This is a genomic window from Natronobacterium haloterrestre (genome assembly GCF_900112205.1).
GTDB lineage: Archaea > Halobacteriota > Halobacteria > Halobacteriales > Natrialbaceae > Natronobacterium > Natronobacterium haloterrestre.
Genome location: NZ_FOKW01000004.1, coordinates 253841 through 280207, shown reverse-complemented (window position 1 = coordinate 280207; position 26367 = coordinate 253841). Strand labels below are relative to the sequence as shown.

Below are 26367 nucleotides of genomic sequence, written 5' to 3'. Positions count from 1 at the left end.
ACCGCAACAGTTACTCGGCGTTCGCCGTTGCGTCTGCCTCTTCCTCGTCGTCCCCGTCGTCCCCGTCGCTTCCTTCGCTCTCCTCGCCCGTCACGGCCTCGATGATCTCCTCGGTCATCTCCTCGCGGCTCAGGTTCGCCTTGACGTCGACGTCCTTTGCGACCGACTGCAGGTCCTCGTAGGACATCACCCCGAGGAAATCCTCGAGCGTCTCGCGCCTGAGGTCCTCGAGTTCGTCGGCGGACGGGCCGTCCTCGGCCTCGGCTTCCCCTTCGTCTTCGTCGGTTTCCGTGGGTTCCTCGGCTTCCTCTGTCGGCTGTTCTGGTTCGTCCGGTTCCGCCCCCTCTCCGGCCGCCTCCTCTTCTGCCGCCTCCTCGCCCAGCAGATCCGTCTCACCCGTCGCGCTATCAGCCACCGACTCGAGCGGTTCCCGCACGCTGCTGTCCTCGAACGCCTCGCTGACCCCATCTCGGACGGCCGTCGTGACCGTCGTTCGCAGCGGTTCTCCGGTCTCGTCGTCGCCCTCGCCTTCTCCCTCGTGTTCGTCGCCTTCCGCGTCCTCCTCGGTCCCGGCCAACTCGGTCGCAAGTGCCTCGTGAACGTTGCGACCGATCGAGGCGCCGATCTCCCGACCGAGGCTCTCGCCGAACTGCCGGCCGACCGCCGCACCGATCTCGCCCGCGTCGACCTCGTCCTCGATGCTGCCGTCGCCGAGCAGATCGCCGACCCCGACCTGGTTGCTCACCTCGTCGGCGATCATCCCCTTCAGGTCCGTTCCGTCGGTCACGGGGACCACCTCGAGCGCCGCCAGGACGTGAGTGGGTGCGTCACGGGCACGGGGTTACGCCTCCTCGTTGTCGTCCTCGTCGGTTTCTTCGGCGGATTCCGGTTCGCTGTCGGCGTCGCCGTCGGCGTCGGCGTCGGCGTCGGTGTTGCTCTCCGAACCTTCCTCGTCGGTTTCGGCTTCTTCGCCCTCGCCTCCGGACTCGGATTCGGATTCGGCTTCGACTTGCTCGTCTCCCTCGTCGGTTTCTTCCTCCCCGGCTTCCTCCTCTTCTTCCGTGGTCTCCTCGTCTTCTTCGGCGGTTTCCTCCTCTTCCTCCTCCGCTTCGCTATCCGTTCCGAGCAGTTCGTCGAGAGTCATCTCGCCGATCATCCGACCGAGGGTCTCGCCGAGCTTTCGGCCGATGATCGCGCCGATCAGGCCGCCCAGAGCCTCACCGAGCGGCTGCTCGTCGTCGATATCGTCCTCCCATTGGGTGCCCTCGACGAGTTCGCCGACGTCGATGTTCTGGGTGATCTCCTCGTAGTCGATACGCCCGGTCAACGATTCCGCGGCCGAACTCGTACTCGTGCTCGTACCGGTAGTAGATTCCTCACTCATGATCCTGCCTCCGCCTGCGTGTCCGCTTCCGGCTGTTCGTCCGCCCGTTCACGTTCACGACCGTCCTCGCCTTCGGCCTGCTCGAGCAGCGCCTGTACGACCTCCCGGACGACCGTCGCGATGAGTTCCTCGACCGGCAAGCCGGGCACGAGGCCGGCGAATTTCTCCTTTACCCAGCCTCCGGCCGCGGCGAATCGATCCCGTATCCAGCCCATGACTCTGGAGATCGGACCCGGGCCTTCGGCCGTCTCCTCGTCACCCTCTTCGGGTTCGGGCTCCTCCTCGTCGGCCTCGACGTCCGCTTCCTCCGGTGGTTCTTCCGGCGTTTCCGTCTCGCCGCTACCGAGTCCACGGAGTAGCTCCATCGGCTTGCGAACCAACCCGCGAAGGAACTGCCCCGGCTTCCTCGCCAGCGACCCGAGTCGGTCCCGGACGCCACCGGCCAACGATCGAAGCCACGCCGCGGGTTTGCCGAGCATCGATTTCGCCTTGTTCACCAGGGCGCTCGGACCGTCGAGCAGGCCCGTCACTGCCGAGAGCAGGTTCCCGAGCAGGTTGTTCCCTCCCGGCCGAGCGGAGACGTCGAGCGTGACCTGGTTCAGGTTGACCTCGAGGCCGAGCAGATCCAGAAAGAGCCCGTCGAGGTCGAGATGGAGGACGCCGGAGGCGTCGTCGCCCTCGTAGACGTCCTCGGCATCGTCAGCGTGGCCCTCCTCTCGCTCGTCTGCCGATTCCTCGTCTGTTGATTCCTCGTCTGCTGATTCCTCGTCTGCCGATTCCTCATCTGCTGATTCCTCGTCTGCCGATTCCTCGTCTGCCGATTCCTCATCTGCTGATTCCTCGTCTGCCGATTCCTCGTCTGCTGATTCCTCGTCGGTCGATTCGTCTGCGGAGTCCGGTTCTGCCTCGGGTTCGGATTCGTCTTCCTCCGGTTCCGCTTCGTCGTCTTCCGCAGTCGGTTCCTCGCCCATGTGCTCGTCGCTCTCGTCCTCTCCGCTGGCTTCAGGTTCGGAGGGTTCGTCGTCGCCTTCCTCCTCCTCGGGTTCTTCGACTTCCGCCTGTCCGCCGTCGGGGAGTAGCCTCCGACTCGTTCGATCCGCCCTATCGCCGCCGCGTGGAGGTGGCCCGAGGTCCGGACGCCCTCCGGAGCCGTGGTCGCCGTAGCCCATTGTTAGCGGGAAGATTCACAAGCGACAGCGTTGTGGTGGTTTCGCTTGCGTGTGCGTCCGTACAGGCGACCGCGCGGACGGGAGAGGGCAAAAAAGAACGCCGCTCAGACGACCGATCCGACGTGGAGGGCGTACTCGCCGCGGGTCTCTCCTTCGTCGTGGTACTCGACCGGCTCCTCGATCGCGGCGATCGTCCCGTCGTGGATCGCGGCCGCCGCAGCGATCCCGTCGAATCGCTCCGTGCCAGCCGCGCCCCCCGACTCGGACTCGAGGTCGAACCAGCGCACCGCGTGGGTGTCAGGATCGCGGACGCGGAAGTTCTGTGCACAGGGGGCGACGAGCGTCCCGTCGTCGGACGCGAGCCCGTTCACGAACCCGCCGAGATCGGCGTCCCACAGCGGGTCGCCCGTCTCGGCGTCGACGACCGCGAGGCGATGCTCGTTCGGGTGCCGGTGCTCCGTCCCGCGACCCTCTTCGGCGTACGTGTTCCCGGTCGCGAAGGCGACGGTGCCGTCCGCGAGACACGCGTGGTTCGGATAGGCGTACAGCGTCTCCGCGCCGATTTCGGTCTCGACGGCGAGGTCGACCCGCCACCGTTCGGCTCCGCCGGACTCGAGCAGGTAGCCGCGCTTGTCCCCGTGGCTCGCGACCGCTGCGCGGCCGCCCTCGAGGGAGACGTCGCCAACGCGGCGCTCGCCGTCGGTTCCGGGGTCCCAGGTCCAGGCGAGGTCGCCCGTCTCGGCCCCGAGGACGACCAGGCCGTTGTCGTGTCGGCCGGGACAGCGGTTGTACGCGACCGCCACCCGATCCGCCCCCTCGGCAGTATCCAGGTCGATCGCGATCGGCGACGCGTCGGTCCCGTATCGCCAGCGGACCGTCCCGTCGGCCCCGAACGCGTAGACGACGCTCTCCCAGCGGCGCTCGTCGCCGTCGCGCTCGTAGCGCCTGGCCGCGGCGTACAGGCCGCCGTCGCCGTCGGACTCGAGCGCGACGACGTACGGGAGGGCGAACACCCCCGTGTCGGCGGGATCCCCGACGTCCTCGGCCGCGTCGTATCGCCAGCGTGAGTCGCCCGTCTCCGCGTCGTAGGCGACGATTGCCCCGCGTTCGCCGCGGCCGGCGACGATGACCGTCCGTTCGTCCGCTCCCTCGAGGGTCGCGATTCCGACCGGCCGGCCCGGGTGGGTCGCAGACCACTGTGGCTCGAGGGAGTCCCGACCGTACGCGGTCACCGTCCCGTCCCGCGTCCCCGCGAAGATCCCCTCGTCCGAGACGCGGACGGCCGACCGCGTCCGCATGTGGCGGGTACGAGCCGGCTCGATATCGCCGAGCGACCGTCGACGGAACTCCCCGCCGAGCGGCCGGTCGCCCGTCCCGGTGTCCCTCGCGCTCATTCTTCGACCGGGAACGTCTCGTGGAGCGCGTCGTGGGCCTCGCCGAGCCCATCGACGACGCTCTCGCCTTGCGTTCGTAACCGCTTTACCGCGCGCTCGGCGTTTCGAAGCTCGAGCAGTCGCCCCCGCGTGTAGTCGTAGGCGGGGTCGTCGGCCTCCGTCGCGGCGAGGTCGCTCTCGAGGTCGACCAGGGCCGCGTCGAGGTGGCGTTCGATCTCGGCCAGGCTGTCGGCCTCGACGAGTCCCTCGATCGGCCCCTCGAGGTGGCCCTCGAGTTCCTGTCGTGCGTGTTCGCGGTCACTGTCGTCCCCGACGCCGAGGACGTTCATCAGTCCGAGTCGTAGCGCTTCGATTTCGTGGCAGCTCATGTCTGATCTCGTGGTTTCGTCGTGTGGTTTCGTCGTGTAGTCGAAGTCGGTTGGCGTTCGATACTCACAGCGTCTGGTCGACGAGGTCGCTGACGATCCGGTCGTCGGTGAGGTGCTCCCCGACGATCCGGCCGGCGTCGTCTTCGGCGACGTCGCCGTACCAGATCCCGTCGGGATAGACCGCGACCATCGGGCCGTCGCCGCACCGTCCCAGACAGGACGAGCGCGTGACCCGTGCGTCGCAGTCGTCCGCGTCCCGGACCGCCTGCCGCAGGCGCTCGAGGACGGCCGGCGCGCCCGCCTCGGCACAGGTCCGGTTCGTACAGACGGCGACGTGTTTCGCGGGCGCGTCGTGGCTGTGGGGTTCGTCGTCGACGTCGTCGCGGTCGGCGTGGCTCTCCCGGTGGGTCAGCGCACGCAGCATGGCGCGAGCGCCGCCGACGTCCTCCTCGTAGCCCTCGAGGCCGACCTTGTACTTGCACGTGTCACAGGACATCTCGACGCTGTCCGTGCGGGCCTCCTGCCACCGGTCGGCGAAGACGTCGAGCAGCCGGGAGTCGGTCCCGAGCGGCTCGCCCGCGAGTGCGTCGACGTAAGGGTAGTCCTCGTCGAAGTCGGCCGTCCAGTCCCGTACCCGCTGGGTGAGGACGCCGTCCCCGAGCATGTAGGGGAGCACGACGACGGCGTCCGGCCGGTGTTTGGAGAGGTCGTGCAACGTCTCCTCGAGGGTCGGCTCCGTGACGCCGACGAACGAGGCCTCGACGCGGCCGAACCCCCGTCCCTCGTACAGGAGGCGAGCGAGTTTGTGGACGTCGGCGTTTGCGTCCGGATCGCTCGAGCCCCGGCCACAGAGCACGACCGCGACCTCGTCCTCCTCGCGGTCGACGCCGAGGTCCCGCTCGACCGCGGCGGCGCGGTCGTCGAGCACCTCGAGCATGGCCGGGTGGATCCCCAGGTGCCTGCCGTTGTTGATCGTCAGGCCGTCGTGTTCCGCACGCGCCTGCTCGATCGAGACCGGGACGTCGTTCTTGACGTGGCTCGCGGCGAACAGCGAGCAGTGAACGACCGTCAGTTCCGAGACGACCGTCGCGAGGTCGGCGATCGCGTCCTCGATCGACGGCTTCGCGAGTTCGAGGAAGGCGGCGTCGACGGGGACGCCGAGTCGCGACTCGAGGCCGGCGGCCAGTTCCCGGACCTGTTCGTTGGACTTCTCGCGTCGCGAGCCGTGCCCGACCAGGAGGACGGCTTCGTCGTCGACGCCGGTCGCCGCCGCGTCCGTCACGCCCGTTCACCTCCCGAACCCGCGTCGGCACCGTTACCGTCGGCGACGCCCGCTTGTTCGAGGCTGCGCTCGAGTTTTCGGCAGCGACTCGGCGCGTAGAGGCCGGTCTCCTCGGCGGTCTCGTAGAGCCAGCGTCCGAACGCGGGGACCGCGTCGTCGGCGACGCCGAACCAGTAGCTCCCCGAGGAGGTCTCCGCGACGTCGTCACAGGGTGCGTCGATCGGGCAGTCGGCGATCAGATCGCGGACGCTCTCGAGGAGCCCCCGGTCCTCGTGGACGAACGAGACTCCGACGGTCCCGCTCGAGGACTTGAAACAGATCGTGCCACAGCCCTCGAGCAGACCCCGCAGGAGTTCGCGCCGGTAATCGGCGAACGCGCCGAACCGGTAGTTCCCGCGGCCGTCGACGGGAAGCCCGAGCGGCGAGCGGCGACCGAGCAACTTTCCGTCGTCTCCGGCGCGCGAAAGCGAGAGCGTGTACTCCTCTTCGGTCCGCGTGATCGAGGCATCGTGGGCGTACTCGCGGCTCGTGGTCTCGCGGTCGAGATCGTCCCCGTCCGCCCCCGCGATCGCCGCGAGCACGCGGGCGGCGCGCTCGTCGCCGGTGACGACCTCGAGGCCGTCTTCCGAGACGCGACCGCCGCCCGCGACCTGTCCCCAGAAGTACGCCGACGCCGGGTGGCCGGCGAGGGGATCGGCCGGGACCTCGACCTCGAGAGCGCCGGCCTCGACCGGTTCGTCCGTATCGTCGGTCTCGCTCATTCGTCCACCTCCTCGACGACGATCGCGTCCGTCGGACAGGCGGCCGCCGCCCGTCTGGCCTCGTCGATACGTTCGTCGTCGAACGCGGCCACCACGCGCTCGCCGTCGTCGCTGACCTCGCCGTCGCAGTCGTAGACCGGGTCCGCGTCGGGATCGATCGTCGCCAGTCCGTCCGCGGCTTCCACGAAGCGCGGGTCCCGGGTGAGGCAGGCGAAGATCCCGTCGCAGGCGTCCTTCTCGATCGTTATTTCGTATCGTGGCATGTGGTTTATGGAGTCAGTAGTCGTACTTCGTCTCGTAGCCGCGGGGCCGTACCATTCGGTCGTCCCAGACGTAGGTGTCCTCGGTCCCGACGACGATCGTCGTCGTCATGTCGACGATATCGCGCTCGCCGAACTCCTCGAGCTCGCCCAGTTCGGTGATCACCACCGCTTCGTCCTCGCGGCCCGCGCCGTGGACGATGCCGACCGGGGTATCCTCGTCGCGGTGGGTCAGGAGGATCTCGCAGGCCTTCTCGAAGTTCTCGCGGCGCTTCCGGCTCCAGGGGTTGTAGATCGTGATCGTAAAGCCCTCCTTCGCGGCCGCGTGGAGCCTGGATTCGATCTCGGGCATCGGCACGAGGTGATCGGACAGCGAGATCGAGACGGTGTCGTTCACCAGCGGCGCGCCGAGCCGGGCGCCACAGGACTGGGCCGCGGGAACGCCCGGGACGACCTCGAAGTCGACCATCGTCGCCGTCGCGCCCTTGGACTCGAGGATCTCGAGTGCCAGCCCGGCGAGCGCGTAGACGTTGGGGTCGCCGCTGCCGACGATCGCCACGTCGTTGCCCGCGAGCGTCCGGTCGATCGCCTCCTCCGTGCGGGAGACCTCGCCGCACATCGGCGTGTCGTAGATCTCGTCGGCTCCTTCGGTGATCTCGTCGGGCAGCAGTTCGATATAGGTCGTGTAGCCGACGATGTGTTCGGCCTCGTGCAGCGCCGTCTTCGCGCGCTCGGTCATCCCCTCCGGCTGGCCGGGGCCGAGGCCGACGGCCACGAGTTGGCCGGGATCGGCGTCGAAGTCCTCGACGGTCGCCCCGACCTCCTGTTCCTTCGAGTCGTCGTCGCTTCCGCTCGAGGCGCCGCATTTCGACCCGCTCGAGTCGTCGGAACTCGAGGCGCCACACTTCGAACTCGAGCGGTCGGTCTCCGAATCGGCGCTCGACGCGCCGCAGTTCGATGTCGATTCGCCCGTTTCGGTGTCGGCGTCCGCGTCCGTATCCGTGTCTGTCTCCATGCTCATGTGTCGGTCAGAAATCGTCGACGTCACGCCCGCCGCGCGGGGTGACGAGGTACGTTCGGTCGTCGTTGCTCCAGGTCGCGGTCTCGTGGGTGCCGATGATCAGCGAAGTGCCCATCCCCGACACCTTGTCGTCGTGGTCGGCCGCCTCGCCGAGCGTCGTCACGTGCTGGCTCTCGCCGTTACGGCCGGCGTCCGCACGGCCCGCGTCGTTGACGATCGCCACGAGGGCGTCGTCCGTGCGTTCCTCGCGGACGATCTCGACCGCCCGCTCGTAGTTGCGCCAGCAGTTGTAGAGGACGATCACGAAGTCAGAGACCGCCGCGGCCCGCAGTTTCTCCTCGATCTCGTCCCAACCGCGCCACTTGTCCGACAGCGAGACCGTACAGAAGTCGTTGCAAAGGGGCGCGCCGACGTTTGCGGCTCCGCCGAGCGCCGCCGTCACTCCGGGAACGATCTCGATCGGGACGTCCGTCGCCGACTCCTCCTCGGCCATCTTGAAGATGAGGTCGGACTTGCCGTAGACGGAGGGATCGCCCCCGGAGACGTGGGCGACCGTCTTCCCCTCGCGGACGTAGTCGAACGCCGCGCGGGCGAGTTCGATCTGGCGGCCCATCGTCGATCGGACGATCTCCTGCTGGCTCCCGTCCTCCCGGGTCGCGACCCCGTCCTCGTCGGTCCGTGACTCCGGCGGAATCGTGCCGTCCTCGCGCAGGAACTCCTGGTAGAGGCTCGAGGCGATGACGACGTCCGCGGATTCGATGACCGACTTCGCGCGCTGGGTCATGTGAGCGGGCAGTCCGGGGCCGATGCCGACGACGTAGAGGGTGCCGTGGTCGTCGGGGGTGCCCCCGGTCGTGTCCGCGGCGGCGTTCTCGGCGCTCATCGGCCGATCGCCACCGTTACCTCGTCCTCGTAACCCATCTTCTCGAGCACGAGTTCCTGCTCGCGTCCCCCGGCGATCGCGCTCGCTTCGGAGACGCCCGGCCAGCCGATCAGCTCCTTCGACTTCGAGGGCGTCGGCCCCTCGTGCTCGAGCAGCGTCTCCTTGTCGAACGTGACGACGCCCAGGTCGCGCTCCCGGGCCGCCTCGAGCAGCCCCTCCTCGTCTTCCTTCCGCGTCGCGGTGGCGACGAACTCGACGTCCGCGAACCCGTACTCGGTTCGCTCGAGGGCCTCCTTCCAGGCTGCGAGGAAGGCCTCCCTGCTCGCGCCGGAGACGCTGCCCGTACCGATGACGATGCCCTCGTCCGTGTTCCGTTTCAGGACCGTCACGTCGTCGCAGACCAGCACTGCCTTCGGGCCGTCGAGCCGGGCGACGGGGCCGAGTTCGTCGTCGAGCACGGCGAGGTTCGTCTGCACGGTCGAGTCGCCGTTGACGACGTGGGCGTCCATCGCCTTCGCGCGGGACTCGACGCCCTGCTTGCCGGCGGCCTCGCTCGCGGTCGTCATCGCCGGCACGGCACCCATCGTCGCCAGATCCTGTGCGACCTGGTTCGCGCCGTGGTGGCCGCCCGTGATCGGGATCGCCCACGTCAACTCCTCGTCGACGACGCAGATCGCGGGGTCCTCCCACTTGTCGTCGAGCAGGTGGGCCGTCTTCCGCATCGCGATGCCCGAGGCCATCAGACCGACGAAACAGTCGTACTCGCCCCAGTGCTCCTCGAAGACGTCGCCGTGGTACTCGAGGATCTCGATCGTCTCGTAGCGGTCCGCGAGCTCGGCCGCGATCTCCTCGGCGGTCGCCAGCTTGCGCTCGAAGGCGACGATCGCGATCTCTTCGGCCACCTCGCCGTCCGAGTCCGGCGTCGAGCAGTGACCGCCGTCCGATCCGTCTTCCGTCTCAGTGGTGTCGTCCGTACTCATGTCGATGTCAGTCGCTTTCGGCTTCGTCGGCGTCGTTCGAGCCGCGATTCGCCCAGTCGCCGTAGAGGTAGGACCGCTCGTAGCCCGCGCCCGTCACGGCCTCGCCGATGACGACCAGTGCCGAGGCGCGGTAGCCGGCCGCCTCGACCCTGTCCGCGATGTCGTCGATCGTTCCGACGATCACGTCCTCGTCCGGCCAGGAGGCGTGATAGACCACCGCGACCGGCGTCTCGGGGTCGTGGCCGTCCGCGAGCAGCCGCTCCATCGTCTCCCGGACGGCGTGGGTCCCGAGGTAGATGCAGGTCGTCACGTCGCCCATCTCCACGAACTCGGAGACGTGGTCTTCCTCCTCGCTCAGGGTCTTGCCCTGCGGGCGGGTGAACGCCACGTGGTTCGCCACCTCGTTGAGCGTCAGTTGCGTCCGCAGGGTCGCGCTTGCCGCGAACGCGGAGGTGACGCCCGGAACGAAATAGGTCGGCACACCCTCGCTCTCCAGGGCGTCCATCTGTTCGAGGGCGGCCCCGTAGATCGCGGGATCGCCGCTGTGGAGGCGGACGACGGTCCGGCCCTCCTCGTAGGCGTCCCGCATCAGGGGGACGAGTTCCTCGAGGTCCTTGCCGACGGAGTTCACGAGGTCGGCGTCGTCGCAGTAGGCCTCGAGGAGTTCGCTGTTGACCAGCGAGCCGGCATGGACCACGAGGTCCGCGTCCTCGAGCAGTTCCTTCCCGGCGACGGTCAGCAGCCGCGGATCGCCGGGGCCGGCGCCGACGAACGGGATCCCCTCCTGCTCGTCGCCGGCGCTGTGATCGCGGATCCGCTCGTCGAGGTCGCCCGGGAGGCCGGGCTCCCCGTCGGTATCGATACGATCCTCGCCGTCTGCGTCCGTGTTTCCGGTCATCAGTACCAGTCCCGGTCTCGGTGCCAGTCGCCGCCTTCGAGGGCCTCGCTGCGCTCGAGGTCGGCCAGGTCGGAGCCCCGAGACTCGGGTCGGATCGGCTCTGTCGTCTCGAGCGTCGCGCTCGCGTCCGTCTCCGCGCCGGACTCGGGATCGGTCGCGCCGTCGCCGCTCGGGGACTCGGTCTCGATCTCGGTCTCGAAGGCCGCCGTCGCCGGCTCGACCTCGAGGTCGGCCCGTTCGGCGTAGGCGAGCGTGTAGTAGTCCCGCTCGGCGATCGCGTCGGGGTCGTCGGTGACGACCGTCTCGCCCTGTTCCATGAACAGGCGCCGGCCGTAGGTCACCTCGTAGCCGGCCTCGGCGAGCCCCTCGTGGGTCGCGGGCGCGTCGGTGACCTTGAACAGGATCATCCGGTCCGGGCCGGTCGGACTCGCGCCGCCGGCGGCTTCCCGCAACGCGAGTCCCGCCCCGGCCTCGATCTCGACGCCGAGTGCGGTCGCGAACGCGGTCACCGCGCTGACCCCGGGCACGATCTCGAGGTCTACGTCCGGGTGAAACGCCGCCATCGTCCGGCGCAGGTGGCCGAACGTCGAGTAGACGTTCGGATCGCCGAGGGTGACGAACGCGACGTCGCCGTCGGCGGCCGTCGACGCCACCTCCTCGGCGGCCGCTTTCCAGGCGCTGCGGAGCTTCTCCTCGTCTCTGGTCATCGGGAACTCGAGGTCGCCGATCGTCGATTCGTCGACGTGCTCGAGCGCGACCGTCCGGGAGAGCCGTCCCGGCGAGTAGACGACGTCCGCCCGCTCGAGGACGCGCTTCCCGCGGACGGTCACGAGGTCGGCGTCGCCGGGGCCGAGCCCGACGCCGTACAGCGTCATCGCGGGTCACCTCCGTCCGCGCACCCCTCGCTCGCGCTCCCGACGAGCATGTACACCGGGTTGTCCGCGTCGAAACTCGTCGCGCCGGCGAGTTCGTAGCCGTGGCTCACCTGGAACTGGACGACCTCCTCGAGGAGGTCGCGCTCGCGGAAGGCCTCCGCCGCGGCGCCCGCCACCTCGAGCCGCGAGACGTTCATCACGATCCGGTCGATTCCAGTCTCGACGGCGTGATCGAGCACTGCCTCGAAGTTGCGGCTCCCGCCGAGAAAGAGCGCGTCGGCGTCGTCCGGGAGCCCCGCGGGGGCTTCCGCGTTTCGCAACTCGACCTCCGCCCGCGTCGAGTCGGCGTTCGCCGCGAGGTTCTTCTCGGTCGTCTCGAGCCGGTCGGCCTTCCGCTCGAGGGCAGTCACGCGTCCCGCCTTCCGTGCGGCGTCGATCGTGACGGCCCCGGTACAGGAGCCGACCTCCGCGAAGTGGTCGTCCTCCTCGAGCGCGAGTTTCGACTGGAGGACGGCCCGAACCTCGGGTTTCGTCGGTCCGGCCTTCGCGTCGTGTGGCAACGCGATGGATGACATCAGCCGTGAGAACAGTAGCCGCCCCTAAAACAATTGTGTTTGGTGTAGAGCAAATTCGGTTGCGAATTCTCGGTTGTGTTAGTCCAATACTGGTTTCTAAAGGCCGCGAAACTGTCTCTAAGCGAGGGCTTTCACTATGAAACGGGTGTCCACGACGGGGCCGAACGGAAAACCAGCGCTACCGGTGGCCAGCGCCCGACTCGAGTACCTCGAGGAACCGATCGAACGCCCCGCTCTCCGGGTGAACGTGGGCGTACGTCCCGAGCGACTCGTACTCGAGGAGGCCGTCGTGGTCCCCGTCGATTCCGTCGCCCCGGACCGTCTCGAAGGCGAACCGGGCGTCGCCGTCGACGGCCGCGCTCGAATAGTGGAACTCGTGGCCGCGGAGCCGGTCGCCGGCCGTCGCCGTGAGCGTCCCCTCGCGGGCCTGTAGTTCGACGTGATCGAGCGCCCGGTAGCGGTCGTGCATGGTCACGTCCGCCGGCAGGATTCCGGCCATCTCGTGGCGGTCGCCGTCCGCGGTCGTCAGCGAACGGCTCATAGCCATGAGCCCGCCACACTCGCCGAAGACCGGCAGCCCCTCGCTCGCGAGTTCTCCCAGTTCGGCGAGCGTGCCGGCAGACTCGAGCGCGTCGGCCTGGAGTTCGGGGTAGCCGCCGGGGAGGTAGACCCCGTCGCAGTCGGGGACGGGATCGCCCGCGACGGGGGAGAACGTCCGGACTGCCGCCCGTTCGCGGAACCGTTCGATCGTCGCCGGATACCGGAAGGCGAAGGCGGCGTCGCTGGCGACCGCGACCGTCGCATCGACGGGGTCGGGCTGCGCCGCCGACGCGTCCGGCTGTGCGGCTTCGCTCGCCGCCGCCACGAGCCGTTCGACCGCGATCGACTCGGCGGCCTCCCGAAGCGCCTCCCGGGGCAGCGCCGCCTCGTCGCCCATCTCGAGGCCGAGGTGGCGATCGGGGATCTCGAGGTCGTCGTTCGGCGGAATCCGCCCGAAGTACTCGAGTTCTGCCGGGAGAGCGTCGCGGATTCCCTCCTCGTGTCGGCCGCCGTGGGCGCGCTGGGCGACGACCCCGGCGACCTCGATCTCGCGGCCGATCCGCTCGGCGTACTCCCGGAACCCCAGCGCGGTCGCGGCGACGCTTTCCATCCCCGCCGCGGCGTCGACGACCAGGACGACGGGGAGATCGAGCGCCTCGGCGACCATCGCCGTGCTCGAGCCGTCGCCGTCGTACAGCCCCATGACTCCTTCGACGACGCAGATAGCGGGGGACGACGTCCCCCGGGCAGACGGGTGTGACCCGTCGACGCCGCCCTCGCCGCGGGCGTAGTTGCGCCGCAGCCCGTCCTCGCCCTCGAGCCACAGGTCGAGCGTCCGGGAGGGTCGGCCCGCGATCGCCTCGTGGTGGCTCGGATCGATGAAGTCGGGGCCGGCCTTCGCGGGCTGGACGCCGTAGCCGGCGTCCTCGAGGGCCTGGATGATCGCCAGCGTCCCGACCGTCTTGCCGACGCCGGAGCTGACGCCTCCCAGGACGAACCCCTTCATCGGACACTGCCCCCAGTCGGCGCTCGTTCCCTGTCGTGCGAGGCGATGCGTCCGCACACGGCCGGCGTAGCGTCTTCCATCGTTGTCGCTTGCGTTACGACAAGTAGACTTGAATCCGTCGGTGGGCACGGCTGCCGGAGGCGTAGCGTGCCGGGCCGAAGCAGTCCGCTCGCGGTCGCTTTCCGTCTCTCGTGGGGGGTTTCTCGAGTATTCGTCGGAGTAAATCGATATGCGCTATATCGATTCCAGTTCGTCGAGGTAGCCGTCGAACGTCGCCGCGGCGCGTTCGAACGGTTCGTGCGATCGAACGTCGAGATCCAGCGCCGCGAACGACTCGAGCGGCGGCCGCTGACCCGTTCGACCGAGGAATCCTCGATACTCGTCCGCCGCGAGCGTTCCATCGCGAAGCCGGTCGCGGACCGCGAGCGCCCCCGTCGCGCCGAGGACGTACTGATAACTCGAGTAGGGGATCCGCAGTCCGGTCCCCTCGGTCCGCTCTGGGACGCCGTCGCGGTCGTACACCGGGTCGAACTCCTCGAGCAGGTCGGCGTAGGCGCTCCGGGCGCGTTCGACGGTTAGCTCCTCGCCGGACTCGACCGTCGTCGCCAGTGCGTGGTTGTACGCCGCGGTGCGGGCGTTCCGATAGAGGTTCCCAGCGAGACACTCGATCAGGCGGTTCCGGGCGTGGGCGGCGAGGGGGCCACCTCGCTTCAGGCAGTGCTCCGCGAGCAGCAGTTCGTGCAGGATCGAGGGGATCTCACAGACCGCGGTCGGACACGTCGCGTACCGCGTCGGCCCCTCGCGGTTGTACGCCACGGCGAGGGCGTGTCCCAGTTCGTGGGCGACGAAGAACGTCGTCCTGACGTCCTCACGGAAGTTCGCGAGGACGAACGCGCCGTCCACCGCCGACGAGGGGCAGTACGCGGGGATGTCGGTCCGCTTGTCCTGCGTCGGATAGACGTCGATCCGACGGTCGTCCAGGAACGTCCGCGCTCGAGCGACGTACTCCTCGCCGAGGGGCGCAAGCGACTCGAGGATCAGCTCCCGCGCCTCCTCGTAGTCGAGGTCGGGAGCGGGCGAGTCGGCCAGCGAGACACGGCGGTCCCACGGTCGAAGGGTCTCGAGGCCGAGCTTCTCGCGTCGAACGCGCTGGGCGCGGTGGTAGGGCTCGAGGTTCGCCCGAACGGCCTCGAGGATCGTATCGTGGACCGATTCCGGGAGCGCCGGCTCGAGTCCCGACTCCGGATAGGTCCCGCGGAGGTCCCGATCCCGGATCGACTCGTAGCCGCGGAGGTCGGCCTCCGTCGCCGCCGCGGCGAGTTTCTCCGCGGAGGCCCGGACGATCGTCGCGGCGAACCGGTTTCGCTCCGCGTGGTAGGCCTCGTACACTCGCCGTCGGTAGTCCCGGTCGGGGTTGGAGAGTTCCGTCCGGTAGTTCCCCATCCGAACGTCGACCGTCTCGCCGTCGGGACGCTCGAGGGTCGGCGGGTCGAAGTCCGTGGTCGTGATCTCCCTGAGGATTCGATCGGAGCCCGAGCGCGCTTCCTCGTGGTCCGCGATCACGTCCTCGACGGCCGGCGATCGAACGTGTGACGCCTGTCGCCGCAGGTTGGTGGCGTAGTAGCGATACTCCTCGAGCGATCCTCCGAGGTCCTCGAACGTCTCCTCGGAAAGGTCTCCGAGGGCTCGGCGGACGGTCGCGGCCACGGGCTCGAAGGCGGCCATCGTCTCACGCAGCGCGCGTTCGCGGTCCGCTGCCGACTCCGAGTCGGTGTTCACGTTCTTCGACAACTGGGCGTAGAGCTCTAACCGCTGTCGGCGCTCGTAACACGCCTCCGTTTCGGCGAGCAGTTCCTCGAGTTCCGCGGCTGTCTCCGGGGTGTCGGCCGCCAGCGACTCCAGTCGCTCGAGTCGGTCATGGAGGTCCTCGCGGGCGGTACTCCAGTCCGCCGGCGCGTCGAAGATTTCGGTCAGGTCGAAGCGATACTTCGGGTCGATCTCGGTTCGGGATGGTAGATTCATTCGTCTCTCTGGATACGTCGGTAGCTACGTTCGGGGAAGCGAAACGACGGCGACGGTGGCGGGCGCAATCGAGCGCCGACCGAGAAGTTAGTTGGTCATGGATCGACCGCTGTTACGGTTCGATTGCACGGGCATCGGTATAATGTCTTCGACGCTGACAGCTCGCTCGACCGAGGGTCCGTGATTACGTCACTGGCCCGGGACCCGGAAGGGAAACGGGAACGACCGGGCCGACCACCGACGCGCTTACCCGTTTCGATCACGTACTCCGGTTCCGATCACTATGACCGGAGACGACGCCGATCACGGAGCGGAGTACCACCTCCGAGAGGCGCTTCGCCACCTCAACGAGGCGCGGGAGACGGGCGATCTCCGGAAGACGAACGACGTCGCGCTCGAGGAAGTCTCCGACACGGTCGCGTCCGTCCTCAACGAGTACGACCAGGACGGGCAGTGATGGCCCGTCCGGTCGGGCGCGATGCCGACTCTTCTTACGACCGGCGAACCGCGAGAACGACCAGATCCGAAAACGGCGTGTCTTCTTTCCCGTCGCCGCCGGCGTGCTCCGATAGCTCCGCCAGCGTCGTCCGGTGTACGGTCTCGTCGGCGTGGGTCAACTTCTCGAGCACCAGCGCCTCGAGATCCGGATCGGCCCCGCGCTCGAGCAGGAACGCGGCGACGTCGCCGGGCATCCGGTCGTAGGGCCGTGGGAGCACGAGCAGGTGCCGGTCGCCGACGGCGTCGGCCAGCCGTTCCATCTCGGACTCGAGGTCGCCGCTCTTGTGGAGCGTGACGAACTCGGTTTCCTCCATGGGCGTCCGGGCGCGGCTGGCGGCCACCTGGAGCGAGGAGATGCCGGGCACGACGCGAACCGGGGTTTCGGGGGCCGCGCTCGCGACGGCGTTCTGGACCTTCCCGACGAACTGGTACCCCGAGTGGTTCGGATCGCCCATCGCGACGGCGACACCCGACTCGCCGGCCGCGACGCGCTGGCCGAACGCCTCGAGGGCGTCGGCTTCGTCCCTGTAGCCACAGGTCAGGCGGTCGGTGCTCCCGTCGGTCACGTCCTCGACGAACTCGACGACGGTCGTGAACCCGACGACGACGTCCGCCTCGCGGAGCGCCCGCTCGCCCCTCGGGGTCAGGTACTCGCGGTTCCCGGGGCCGATACCGACGACGTAGACGGGGTCCGTGCTGCTCTCGTCGACGTCGGGTTCCGGTTCGGCGGCCGCGAACGTCGTCGGGTCCGGGCCGGACTCGAGGTCGTAGTCGTCGCTCATGTGCCGTCCCCGTCCTCGTCCTCGTCCTCGTCCTCATCGGCGCGGCCGCCGTCGCCGGCCCGACCCCCCGCTGCTCGAGCCGCTGTCTCGCGGTCCAACTCGAGGCCCTCGGCCCGGACGTCCGTCGCGACGTGGATCAGTTCGTTCGTCAGCGCGGCGGCCAGGCCGCTGCCGCCGCGACGGCCGACGTGGGTGATCGCCGGGACGCCGTACTCATCGCTGACCTCGCGGATCCGTTCCCGGCTCTCCTCGGCCTTGACGAACCCGACCGGGTTCGCGACGACGACGGCCGGCCGGGTCCCCTGCTCGATGCAGTCCGCGAGGGTCAGGGCCGCCGTCGGCGCGTTGCCGATCGTGACGATCGCTCCCTCGAAGGCGTCCTCCCTGTCGAGTTCGAGCATCGCCGCTGCCGTACGGGTCATCCCGGTCCGTTCCGCGAGTTCCTTCCCGTGGCCGATAGCCTTCGAGACCTCGCAGTCGTGGCCGCGGCCGGTGACGCCGGCTTTCACCATCGTGATATCGGTGATCACGTCCGCCTCCTCGAGAACGGCTCGAGCGCCGGCCCGGACGGGTGCGTCCTCGTCGTCGCCGAGGCCGTCCGTGCCGGTAAAGCGGATCAGGTGCTGGAACTCGATGTCGCCCATCGAGTGAACCGATTTCTGGCGGATCCGGTCCGCGAGCGTCTCGTCGGGCACGAACTCCCGGACGATGTCCATGCTCGTCTCGGCGATGTCCATCGCGTTCTGGGTGGTCGCGCCGAGGTCGGCGTACTCCTCCTCGAACTCCTGATCGTCGTCGCTATCGCTCATCGGGTATCACGCTCCATACGGGTCGGCGGGCGAACGTCTTCGTCAGTCATCGTCCGATACCTCCGCGCTCACCGCCTCGTTGCTCGTCCGCGCCTCGAGGTCGCCCTCGACCGAGAGGTTCAGGTCCCGTAGTCGGTCGACCGTCCCGTCGTCGGCATCCCAGAGGTCGCGCTCGACCGCCTCGAGCAGGGTGTCCGTGATGGACTCGAGCGCCCACGGGTTGACGTCGCGCAGCCACTCCTGGCGGTCCTCGTCGAAGGCGTACTTCTCGGCGACCTCCGCCCACAGCGTATCGCTCACGACGCCGGCCGTCGCGTCCCAGCCAAGCGTCACGTCGACCGTCGTCGAGAGGTCGCCAGCGCCCTTGTAGCCGTGGTCCTCCATGGACTCGAGCCAGTCGGGGTTGAGCACCCGCGAGCGCATCGCCTTGCGGACTTTCTCCTCGTTCGTGTAGACGTCGACGTTGTCCGGGTCCGAGGAGTCGCCGACGTAGGACGCGGGCTCCTCGCCCGAAACCTCGCTCACCGCGGAGATGAACCCGCCGTGGAACGCGTACCAGTCCGAGGAGTCGAACTCGTCCTGTTCCATCGTGTCCTCGATCTTCACGGTGGCATCGACGTTCGAGAGCCGCCGCTCGAAGGCGTCGTGGGCGTCCGAGACCCGTCCCCTGGAGCCCATCGCGTAGCCGCCCCACTGGACGTAGACGGAGGCGAGGTCCGCGCGGTCGTCCCAGTTGCCCTCGTCGACGGCCTTGTTCGTCCCGGCACCGTAGCCGCCGGGCCTGGTCGTGAAGACGCGGCGTTTCGCCGCCTTCCTGGCGTCCGACTCGTCCAGCCCGTCCTCGTCCTGCAGTTCTTCGGCCTCCTCCTCGACGTGTTTCTTGACGTAGTTCAACTCCGGCGGCTCGTCGAGGTCGACCACCGCGTCCACCGCGTCGTGGATCACGCCCGCCGCGGCCGGGAACGCGTCGCGGAACAGGCCCGAGACGCGCGTGGTCACGTCGATCCGCGGTCGACCGAGCTCCTCGAGCGGGATCGGCTCGACGTCGTCGATCCGGCCGGCGTCGGTCCAGACGGGTTCGACGCCCATCGTGGCGAGCACCTGCGCGATAGTCTCGCCGCGGGTGCGGACCGTCGGGGTGCCCCACGCCACGACACCGATCTCCTCCGGATAGTCGCCCTCCTCGTCGCGATGGCGCTCGAGCACGCCCTCGGCGACCTCCGTTCCGACCTGCCAGGCCGGCTTCGCGGGTACCTTGCGGGGATCGAGCGTGTAGAAGTTCCGCGCCGTCGGCAGCAGGTCGACGCCACCGCGGGTCGGCGCGCCGGAACCGCCCGGCGGGACGTACTCGCCCGAGAGCGCGTCCGCCGTCCGGGGAATCTCGTCTTCGGCCCCCTGCACGCGGGGCTGGGCCTCCTCGCAGACGTACGCCAGCACCTCGCGGAGGTCGTCGTGAGCACCCGGTTTCGCCTTCGCATCGCCGATCGTCTCGAGGTCGACGATCATGAGGTTGATATTGACCTCAGCATCGGGACCGCTCTCGAGTTCCGACACGGGTACGTCGAAGTCGTTCGCCGCCAGCGTCTCGATCAGGTCGACGCTGGTCTCGCGGACCCTGTCGGCGGCCTCGGCGTAGGTCATGCCCAGCGCCTCGTCGTACTCGCCGGGCGCGTTCAGCATCTTGTCGTAATCGACGCCCAGCGCGCCGGCGACGCTCTCGCGCAGGCTCGGCGCGCCGGGGTTCTCGAGTCTGGTGAGCGCGACGAGGTACTCCACGAGGCGCTCGCCTTCCGGCGGCTCGGACATGGTGTGGAGCCCGAGCCGGATCTGGGTCGTCTTGACGTCGGTGAGGTACTCGTGGACGCGTTCGACGAGTTCGTCGATGTCGACCTCGTCACCTGCGACGTCGCCCTCGGCGAGGGTCGAACCGGCCTCGTCGGGGCCGCGGACGTCGGCTTTCTCGTCGACGGTGCCCGCAATGCCGAGTTCGACTGCGAGATCTAGTTCCTCGACCGTTTCGCGGATCAGCGTCTCGAGGTGCTCGCCGTCGTCCGCCCGGGCGTCTTCCATCCCCGCCTCGCGGTACTGGTTCGCGAGGTCCTCGAGTTCCGAGAGTTCGTCGTAGGTGCCGGCCGACCGCATCACGGGGGTCAGGTAGTCGACGACGGCGGCGTAGGAACGCCGTTTGGCCTGGGTGCCCTCGCCGGGGTTGTTCACGATGTAGGGGTAGACGTTCGGGACATCGTCGATCAGCTGATCGGGCGCGCTCTCCCCGTCGAGGCCGACCGTCTTGCCGGGCAGCCACTCGAGGCTGCCGTGTGTCCCGAGGTGGACCACCGCGTCGGCCCCGAACTCGTTGCGGAGCCAGCCGTAGAACGCGTAGTAGTCGTGGGGCGGCTGCAGATCCGAGTCGTGGTAGACCTTCGAGGGGTCCATCCCGAACCCGCGCGGAGGCTGGACGGTGACGAGGACGTTGCCGAACTCGACGCCGGGAATCGCGAACGGGCGGTCCGGTACGTCGCCCCACTCCTCGACGACGTTCTCCCGGAACCGCTCGTCGGCCTCGCTGAACCACTCCTCGTACGTGTCCGGCGCGACGGTGTCGACCGAGAGGTCGCGGACGTCCTCCGGCGCGACCCAGCGGTCATCGAGGGTCAACTGCGAGGTCAGTTTTTCGACCAGCGTCCCGCCGTCCTCGGGCATGTCGTCGCCCAGGTCGTAGCCGCGGGCCTCGAGTTCCTCGAGCAGCTTCACGGTCGACTCGGGGCTGTCGAGGCCGAACGCGGTCCCGATCCCGTCGTCGCTCGGCGGGTAGTTGTGCAGGACGACGGCGACGTTCTTCTCCTCGTTTGGCGTGTGGCGGAGTTGGGCCCAGTTGACCGCGAGACGGGTCGCGTGGTCGATCCGGTCCTCGATCGGGAAGTGGTGTTTCGGCGCGCTGCCGATGCCGGCCTCGTCGTCGGTGCGTTCTTTCCCCGAGATGGGGTGGGTAATGACGTTCCCGTCGAACTCCGGCAGCGCCACGGAGAGAGCGAGTTCGAAGCCCATTACGCCCGTATCGCTGGACTGGTACCGCGACCGGGACCGCATCGTCGTCACCGTCTGCAGGACGGGCACCCCGAGGCGGTCGAGGAAGACGTCCTCGGCCGACTCGCCCTCGTCGCTGGCCGATCGGCCGCGTTCGTCCATCGAGAGGGAGAACATAAAGGAGGAGAGCACGGCGTCGACGACCGGCTGATCCGCATCGTCTAGCAGCCAGTTGTCCGTCACCCACTCGGCGTCTTCCTGCTCGTCGGTGTCCGTAGCGGGGTTACAGAAGATCGGCAGCGCGTTCGCGCCCTGCTCCTCGAGCGCCCGAACCTGCCGGTCGACGTAGCGGGTGTTCTCGTGGGTCCAGTGGGACTCGTAGAACCAGATCGCGACCGTCGGCTTCCCGGGGTCGTGGGTCTCGAGCAACTCCTCGTACCCGATTCCGGGGTGATCGGGATGGTAGACGCCCTCCGTGGGGAGGTCGGCGGGTTCGTCGTACTCGAGGTCCCGGCCCTCGTACTCGGCCGCGAGGAACCGACACAGGTTCTCGACGTTGATCGTCCCGCCGCGCTCGAGGTAGTCGTAGACGCGGTCCCGATGTTCGGTCGAGACCGTCGTGTCCTCGAGGGCGAACGCGTCGCCGGTCGCCTTGACGATCAGCGGAACGCTGGCCTCCTCGAGGGTCCCCGTCGCGTACTCGTAGCCGGGCATGCTGTCCTCGGCCCCGTGCAGCCAGAAGATCGCCGCCGCGGCGTCCCGGAGGTCGTCGACGAACGCCTCGACGTCGGCCTCTTCCTCGAGGTCGCTCTCCGAGCGGACGACCAACTCGACGTCCGTTCGTTCGTCGGCGAGCCGCTGGGCGGCCCGCCCGATCGATCCGAGTTCGTTCTCCGTCGCCGTGTAGATCCCGATCCGTGTCATCGAGTTTTTAAACCTCTATTGTATTAGCTCAAGCATGGTTGCAAACGCCGGGGACAAAAAGCTATCGTCGCTCCCCTTTCCGGCGATCGTCGGCCAGCGGGAGCTCAAGCGAGTGTTGCTCGCCGTCGCGGTCAACGACGACCTGGACGGGGCGTTGATCGCCGGCGAGAAGGGGACCGCGAAGTCGACGGCGGTCCGCGGGCTCGCGGACTTGCTGCCGGAACAGCGGGCGGTCGCGGACTGTCCGTACGGCTGCGATCCCACCGAGCCCGCCCTGCAGTGTGCGGACTGCCGTGACCGGGAGCCGGACGAACTCCCGGTCGAAACCCGTTCGGTGCCGCTCGTGACGCTCCCGCTCGGCGCGACGCGGGATCGGGTCGTCGGCACCCTCTCGGTCGAGGACGCGCTCGCCGGCGAGGCCGACTTCGATCCCGGCCTGCTGGCCCGCGCCCACCGGGGGATCCTCTACGTCGACGAGGTGAACCTGCTCGAGGACCACCTCGTGGACGTGCTCCTCGACGCCGCCGCGACCGGCGTCAACACGGTCGAACGCGACGGCGTGAGCGTCTCGCATCCGGCCGAGTTCACGCTGATCGGGACGATGAACCCCGAGGAGGGCGACCTCCGGCCGCAGTTGCGCGACCGGTTCGCCCTCCGGGCGGCCGTCGAGGGGTGTCGGGACGTGGCGGACCGCGTCGAGGTCATGGACCGCGTGCTCGAGGACGGCGACGAGGGGGACGGCGGCGACCCGTCGACCGCGTTCGCGGCCGAGGTCGTCACGCTCCGGACTGACCTCCGCGAGGCCCGCGAGCGACTTCCCGAGGTTACCCTCCCGAGGGAGTTCAAGGAGGAAATCGCCCGCCTCTGTCTCGAGGCGGGCGTCGACGGCCATCGCGGCGACGTGGCCATCGCCCGAACCGCGACGACGCTGGCCGCGCTCGAGGGCCGGACGACGGTCATCGAGTCGGACGTCCGCGAGGCGGCCCGGTACGCGCTCCCGCATCGGCTCCGCAGCGATCCGTTCGAGGAGCCCCCGGATCTCGAGGAGTTGCTCGAGGAGCGGTTCGACGAGCGGGAGGACGGTGACCCGGAGGACGACGCCGACGGCGAGGAACGATCGGACGACGAGGACGGGGCGACCGGCGATCGCGACGGGAGCGACGGCAGTGACGGCTCCGGCCCGCCCGACGACGCCGACCCCGACGATAGCGATACGGATGCGGACGATGGATCCGAAGACCGCTCCGAGCGGCCCGGTGACGGCGATCCGGGCGGGGACGAACAGGGTGAGGGGGGTGGAGAGGCCGACCCTGCGCCCACGACGCTCGAGGATGGCTCGGACTCGAGTGACCCGTCGGACTCGAGCGACTCGAGCGGGGACGACGAAACCGACCGGAGCGAAGACGCGGAGGACGCGACCCCCATCGTCCCGGGCCAGCGGCGCGCCGAGATCGGGGACGCCGCGGCTCCGGACCTCGAGTCGACCGACCTCGAGGACTCGCCCGACGCGGCGGCCGCCGGGGCCGGCGACAGGGGGGCCGCGACCCCGAGCCCGGACAACCGGGGTGCACGCGTCAGGACCGAACGCGCCTCGGGTGACGGCCCCGTCGACGCGGCGCCGTCCGTTCGCGCAGCGGCCGCTCGAGGTGACTCGAGCGTCCGCGAGCGGGACCTCCGGCAGTCGGTCCGGGCCGGCGACGCGGCGGCGACGGTCGTCTTCGCGGTCGACGCCAGCGCCTCGATGCGGCCGGCGATGCGGACCGCGAAAGGCGTCGTGCTCGAACTGCTCCGCGATAGCTATCGGCAGCGTGACCGGGTCGCGTTCGTCGCGTTCGCGGGCGACGACGCGGAGGTCCTGCTGCCGCCGACGGACAGCGTCTCCCTCGCCGCGCGCCACCTCAAGGAGCTCCCGACCGGCGACCGGACGCCGCTTCCGGCGGGCCTCGAGACCTCGCGGCGCGTCCTCGAGCGGGCTGAGACCGAGGCCTCGGTGGTCGTCCTCGTTACCGACGGCCGGGCGAACGTCGCGGACGGCAGTCCCACGGCGGCGACCCGGCAGGCCGCCCGCGGACTGGCCGAGAGCGACGCGCGTGTGCTCGTCGTCGACGCCGGGGGAGAAGACCGTCGTGCCGATCTGACGGACGTGATCGCCGAGGAGACCGACGGTCGGCTGGTGGACCTGTCGGCGCTGTCGCCCGACGCGGTCCGAACGGCGGCGAACGCGGCGGTCGAAAGAGACTGAGTCGAACGGGCCACGATACCGACGGACGGCGGCAGGGTTCGGACGCATATCAACACTGACTTGAGGGCCCCCTTCCCTTCTCCGACGAGATCACATCGAGCATGAAGGAGGACGATCCAGCGGCGGCTGAGGAAAAGGAGGCGGCCACCGGAACCACGGACGAGATCGCGTACGGAATCGAGGACGAACCGCCCCTCGGCGAATCGGCGGTGCTCGGGATCCAGCACTACCTGACGATGGTCGGGGCCAACATCGCGGTCCCGCTGATCCTGGCTGAGGCGATGGGCATGCCCGACGGGATCCGCGCCCAGTTCATCGGCACGTTCTTCGTCGTCTCGGGGATCGCGACGCTCGCCCAGACGACGTTCGGGAACCGGTACCCGATCGTCCAGGGCGCGCCGTTCTCGATGCTCGCACCGGCCCTCGCCATCGTCGCGGTCGTCACGGCCGGCGACCTCGGGGGTCTCGAGGGGCAACCGGCCTGGCAAGCGGCCCTGCTCCAGTTACAGGGGGCGATCGTCGTCGCCGCGCTCGTCCAGGTCGCGATGGGCTATCTGGGGCTGGTGGGCAAGCTCAGACGGTACCTCTCGCCGGTCGTCATCGCGCCGACCATCGCGCTGATCGGTCTGGCGCTGTTCGACGCGCCGCAGGTGACCGGCCCGGACCAGAGCTGGTGGCTGCTCGGGCTCACCCTCGGGCTCATCCTGCTTTTCTCCCAGTACCTCGAGTTCCAGCACCGGGCGTTCAGACTGTATCCGGTCTTGCTCGCGATCGGCATCGCCTGGATCGTCGCCGCGACGCTGTCCTGGCTCGGCGTCCTGAGCACCGGTCACCCGGGATACGTCCCGCTCGGCGTGGTGACCGACGCGTCGCTGCTTTTGCCCATCCACCCGCTCCAGTGGGGGACCCCGCAGGTGACGACCCCGTTCGTCGTCGGCATGTTCGCGGGGGTGCTCGCCTCGATGGTCGAGAGCATCGGCGACTACTACGCGGTCGCGAACCTGACCGGATCGGCCGCGCCCAGCGAGAAGCGGATCAACCACGGGATCGGGATGGAGGGATTGATGAACGTGTTCTCCGGCCTGATGGGAACCGGGGGCTCGACCTCCTACTCCGAGAACATCGGCGCGATCGGGCTCACCGGCGTCGCCTCGCGGTACGTCGTCCAGATCGGGGCCGTCGTCATGCTCCTTGCCGGCTTCGTCGGTTACTTCGGCCAGCTCATCGCGACGATCCCCGACCCGATCATCGGCGGGCTCTTCGTCGCGATGTTCGCCCAGATCGTCGCCGTCGGCGTCTCGAACCTGCGACACGTGGACCTCGACTCCTCGAGAAACGTCTTCGTCGTCGGCTTCGCTCTCTTCGTCGGACTCGCGATTCCCGAGTACATGGCGAACTTCGAGAGCACGCTCGCGTTCCGCGCCGCGGTCGCCCCCGAGGCGACGCTCGCGCCGCTGCTCGAGGCGGGCCCCGTCGCCGGTACGGCCCTCGCGGCCTGGCTCGAGGCCGCGGCGCTCGCCGTCGTCGACACCGTCTTCATCGTCGGATCGACGGGGATGGCCGTCGGCGGGCTGGCGGCGCTCGTGCTCGACAACACGATCCCCGGGAGCCGCGAGGAGCGCGGCCTCGCGGAGTGGAGCCGGATCGCGGAGGACGACTCCGAGTTCGAACCGTTCTGGGACCGCTGGCTCGAGGGCGGCGGTGACGACGACTCGCGGTAGGTCCGGCAGACAGTATATATGTGCTCGGCACACAGACGATGTCGATGGCAACCCTCCCGCTCGACGACGGTTCCGGTTCCCTCTGGTACGACGTCCGCGGCGACGGCAGGCCGCTCGTGTTCGTCCACGGCGGCTGGATGAACGGCCGCTCCTGGAAGCCACAGGTCGAACACTTCGCCGACGACTACCGGGTCGTCACGATGGACGTCCGGGGCCACGGCAACACTGGCGCGACCGACCGCGATCGGTACTCGATCGAACTCTTCGCCGACGACCTCGAGGCGCTGCTTTCGCATCTGGCGGCCGATGGTGACGGCGGGAACAGCGACGGCGCGCCGGTCCTCTGTGGTCTCTCGCTCGGATCGATGGTCGTCCAGGAGTATCTCCACCGTAATCCCGACCGGGCGGCCGGTGCGATCCTCGCGGGCGCGTTGCGTTCGATGCCGCCGGTCGACCTGCCGTCCGGCGTCAAGGGGTTCGCCTCGCCGCTGCCGGCGGTGTCGACCTCCCTGTCCGTGGCCGGCCCGCGGACGACCTTTCGCTCGTTGCTGTACTCGATCCGCGCGACGACTGGCCAGCGGTGGCTCTCCGTCGATCCGGCGATCCAGTCGGCGGCCATGGAGGCGGTCAGCGAGGTCTCGAGTGCGGAGTTCCGGAAGGTCTTCGACGCGCTCTTCCGGTACGATCCCCCGTCGCTGTCGGGCGTCTCGACGCCGACGCTCGTCGTCCACGGCGAACAGGAGGCCCCGCCGGTCGTTCGCCAGGGTGAGCGCATCGCAGCGACCGTCGACGACGGCCGGCACCTCACGCTGGACCGGTCGGGCCATCTGGTCAACCAGGACCGGCCGCGGGCGTTCAACGACGTGAGTGCCAAATTCCTGGGTGGGATCGCGGCGCTTTAGCTGGCAGCCCCCGTTCGACCGGTTCGGAACGTGAACGGTCACGA

General features: G+C 69.0%; 23 protein-coding genes. 4 read left to right on the top strand and 19 right to left on the bottom strand.

Annotated elements, in window-relative coordinates; all coding sequences use genetic code 11:
* Window positions 1–10: 10 nt before the first annotated feature.
* The 16 genes from BM113_RS10330 to BM113_RS10255 all read right to left on the bottom strand — a co-directional run bounded on the left by BM113_RS10330 (window position 11) and on the right by BM113_RS10255 (window position 15418).
* Complete coding sequence (locus tag BM113_RS10330; RefSeq protein ID WP_089787880.1) at window positions 11–787, bottom strand: hypothetical protein; 777 nt, start codon at window positions 785–787, stop codon at window positions 11–13.
* Window positions 788–841: 54 nt separating this feature from the next.
* The gene (locus BM113_RS10325; RefSeq protein WP_089787716.1) at window positions 842–1384 is read right to left on the bottom strand and encodes a hypothetical protein; all 543 of its coding nucleotides are present in this window, start codon (window positions 1382–1384) and stop codon (window positions 842–844) included.
* The gene (locus BM113_RS10320) at window positions 1381–2553 is read right to left on the bottom strand and encodes a hypothetical protein (RefSeq protein WP_089787714.1); all 1173 of its coding nucleotides are present in this window, start codon (window positions 2551–2553) and stop codon (window positions 1381–1383) included. The genes BM113_RS10325 and BM113_RS10320 overlap by 4 nt, the downstream gene beginning before the upstream one ends.
* Before the next feature lie 104 nt (window positions 2554–2657).
* Window positions 2658–3947 (bottom strand): outer membrane protein assembly factor BamB family protein, encoded by a 1290-nt coding sequence (locus BM113_RS10315; RefSeq protein WP_089787712.1) that lies wholly within the window; start codon window positions 3945–3947, stop codon window positions 2658–2660.
* On the bottom strand, window positions 3944–4315 hold the full coding sequence (locus BM113_RS10310; protein WP_089787710.1) for a DUF3209 family protein: 372 nt from the start codon (window positions 4313–4315) through the stop codon (window positions 3944–3946). Before BM113_RS10310 ends, BM113_RS10315 begins: the two co-directional genes overlap by 4 nt.
* A 64-nt stretch (window positions 4316–4379) precedes the next feature.
* On the bottom strand, window positions 4380–5597 hold the full coding sequence (locus BM113_RS10305) for a CbiX/SirB N-terminal domain-containing protein (RefSeq protein WP_089787708.1): 1218 nt from the start codon (window positions 5595–5597) through the stop codon (window positions 4380–4382).
* Window positions 5594–6358, bottom strand: coding sequence for a cobalamin biosynthesis protein (locus tag BM113_RS10300; RefSeq protein WP_089787705.1), 765 nt, complete (start codon window positions 6356–6358; stop codon window positions 5594–5596). The genes BM113_RS10305 and BM113_RS10300 overlap by 4 nt, the downstream gene beginning before the upstream one ends.
* A complete protein-coding gene (locus BM113_RS10295) occupies window positions 6355–6621 on the bottom strand; it encodes a ferredoxin (protein WP_089787703.1) in 267 nt (88 codons plus the stop codon). The genes BM113_RS10300 and BM113_RS10295 overlap by 4 nt, the downstream gene beginning before the upstream one ends.
* 13 nt (window positions 6622–6634) lie before the next feature.
* The gene (cobJ, locus tag BM113_RS10290) at window positions 6635–7639 is read right to left on the bottom strand and encodes a precorrin-3B C(17)-methyltransferase (RefSeq protein WP_089787701.1); all 1005 of its coding nucleotides are present in this window, start codon (window positions 7637–7639) and stop codon (window positions 6635–6637) included.
* Window positions 7640–7646: 7 nt separating this feature from the next.
* Window positions 7647–8522 (bottom strand): precorrin-3B C(17)-methyltransferase, encoded by an 876-nt coding sequence (locus tag BM113_RS10285; protein ID WP_089787699.1) that lies wholly within the window; start codon window positions 8520–8522, stop codon window positions 7647–7649.
* Window positions 8519–9502, bottom strand: a complete 984-nt coding sequence (cbiG, locus tag BM113_RS10280; protein WP_089787697.1) for a cobalt-precorrin 5A hydrolase — start codon at window positions 9500–9502, stop codon at window positions 8519–8521. The genes BM113_RS10285 and cbiG overlap by 4 nt, the downstream gene beginning before the upstream one ends.
* 7 nt (window positions 9503–9509) lie before the next feature.
* On the bottom strand, window positions 9510–10400 hold the full coding sequence (locus BM113_RS10275) for a cobalt-precorrin-4/precorrin-4 C(11)-methyltransferase (protein WP_089787695.1): 891 nt from the start codon (window positions 10398–10400) through the stop codon (window positions 9510–9512).
* Window positions 10400–11275: a cobalt-factor II C(20)-methyltransferase gene (locus BM113_RS10270; protein ID WP_089787694.1), complete on the bottom strand. Its 876-nt coding sequence runs from the start codon at window positions 11273–11275 to the stop codon at window positions 10400–10402. The genes BM113_RS10275 and BM113_RS10270 overlap by 1 nt, the downstream gene beginning before the upstream one ends.
* On the bottom strand, window positions 11272–11850 hold the full coding sequence (gene cbiT / locus BM113_RS10265) for a precorrin-6Y C5,15-methyltransferase (decarboxylating) subunit CbiT (RefSeq protein ID WP_089787692.1): 579 nt from the start codon (window positions 11848–11850) through the stop codon (window positions 11272–11274). The genes BM113_RS10270 and cbiT overlap by 4 nt, the downstream gene beginning before the upstream one ends.
* 178 nt (window positions 11851–12028) lie before the next feature.
* Window positions 12029–13396: a cobyrinic acid a,c-diamide synthase gene (locus tag BM113_RS10260; RefSeq protein WP_089787690.1), complete on the bottom strand. Its 1368-nt coding sequence runs from the start codon at window positions 13394–13396 to the stop codon at window positions 12029–12031.
* A 234-nt stretch (window positions 13397–13630) separates the two neighbouring features.
* Window positions 13631–15418 carry a M3 family oligoendopeptidase gene (locus BM113_RS10255; RefSeq protein ID WP_089787688.1) on the bottom strand — a complete coding sequence of 596 codons (1788 nt, stop codon included), beginning with the start codon at window positions 15416–15418 and terminating at the stop codon, window positions 13631–13633.
* Between the two features lie 283 nt (window positions 15419–15701).
* Between BM113_RS10255 and BM113_RS22295 the strand changes: the two genes are divergently transcribed.
* Window positions 15702–15875, top strand: coding sequence for a hypothetical protein (locus BM113_RS22295; protein ID WP_007140737.1), 174 nt, complete (start codon window positions 15702–15704; stop codon window positions 15873–15875).
* Between the two features lie 34 nt (window positions 15876–15909).
* On the opposite strand, the gene BM113_RS10250 is transcribed toward BM113_RS22295, so the two are convergent.
* Genes BM113_RS10250 through cobN form a run of 3 tightly spaced genes read right to left on the bottom strand, consistent with a single transcriptional unit; the run spans window position 15910 to window position 21458 of the window.
* A complete protein-coding gene (locus BM113_RS10250; protein ID WP_089787686.1) occupies window positions 15910–16698 on the bottom strand; it encodes a cobalt-precorrin-7 (C(5))-methyltransferase in 789 nt (262 codons plus the stop codon).
* A complete protein-coding gene (locus BM113_RS10245) occupies window positions 16695–17507 on the bottom strand; it encodes a precorrin-8X methylmutase (protein WP_089787684.1) in 813 nt (270 codons plus the stop codon). The genes BM113_RS10250 and BM113_RS10245 overlap by 4 nt, the downstream gene beginning before the upstream one ends.
* Window positions 17508–17549: 42 nt before the next feature.
* Window positions 17550–21458: a cobaltochelatase subunit CobN gene (gene cobN, locus BM113_RS10240; protein WP_089787682.1), complete on the bottom strand. Its 3909-nt coding sequence runs from the start codon at window positions 21456–21458 to the stop codon at window positions 17550–17552.
* Window positions 21459–21492: 34 nt separating this feature from the next.
* Here cobN and BM113_RS10235 point away from each other — a divergent pair, with 34 nt between their 5' ends.
* From BM113_RS10235 to BM113_RS10225, 3 genes are all read left to right on the top strand, one after another.
* Window positions 21493–23700: a VWA domain-containing protein gene (locus tag BM113_RS10235; RefSeq protein WP_089787680.1), complete on the top strand. Its 2208-nt coding sequence runs from the start codon at window positions 21493–21495 to the stop codon at window positions 23698–23700.
* A 101-nt stretch (window positions 23701–23801) separates the two neighbouring features.
* Complete coding sequence (locus BM113_RS10230) at window positions 23802–25421, top strand: uracil-xanthine permease family protein (protein WP_089787678.1); 1620 nt, start codon at window positions 23802–23804, stop codon at window positions 25419–25421.
* 44 nt (window positions 25422–25465) lie between these two features.
* A complete protein-coding gene (locus BM113_RS10225) occupies window positions 25466–26323 on the top strand; it encodes an alpha/beta fold hydrolase (RefSeq protein WP_089787878.1) in 858 nt (285 codons plus the stop codon).
* Window positions 26324–26367 lie beyond the last annotated feature (44 nt).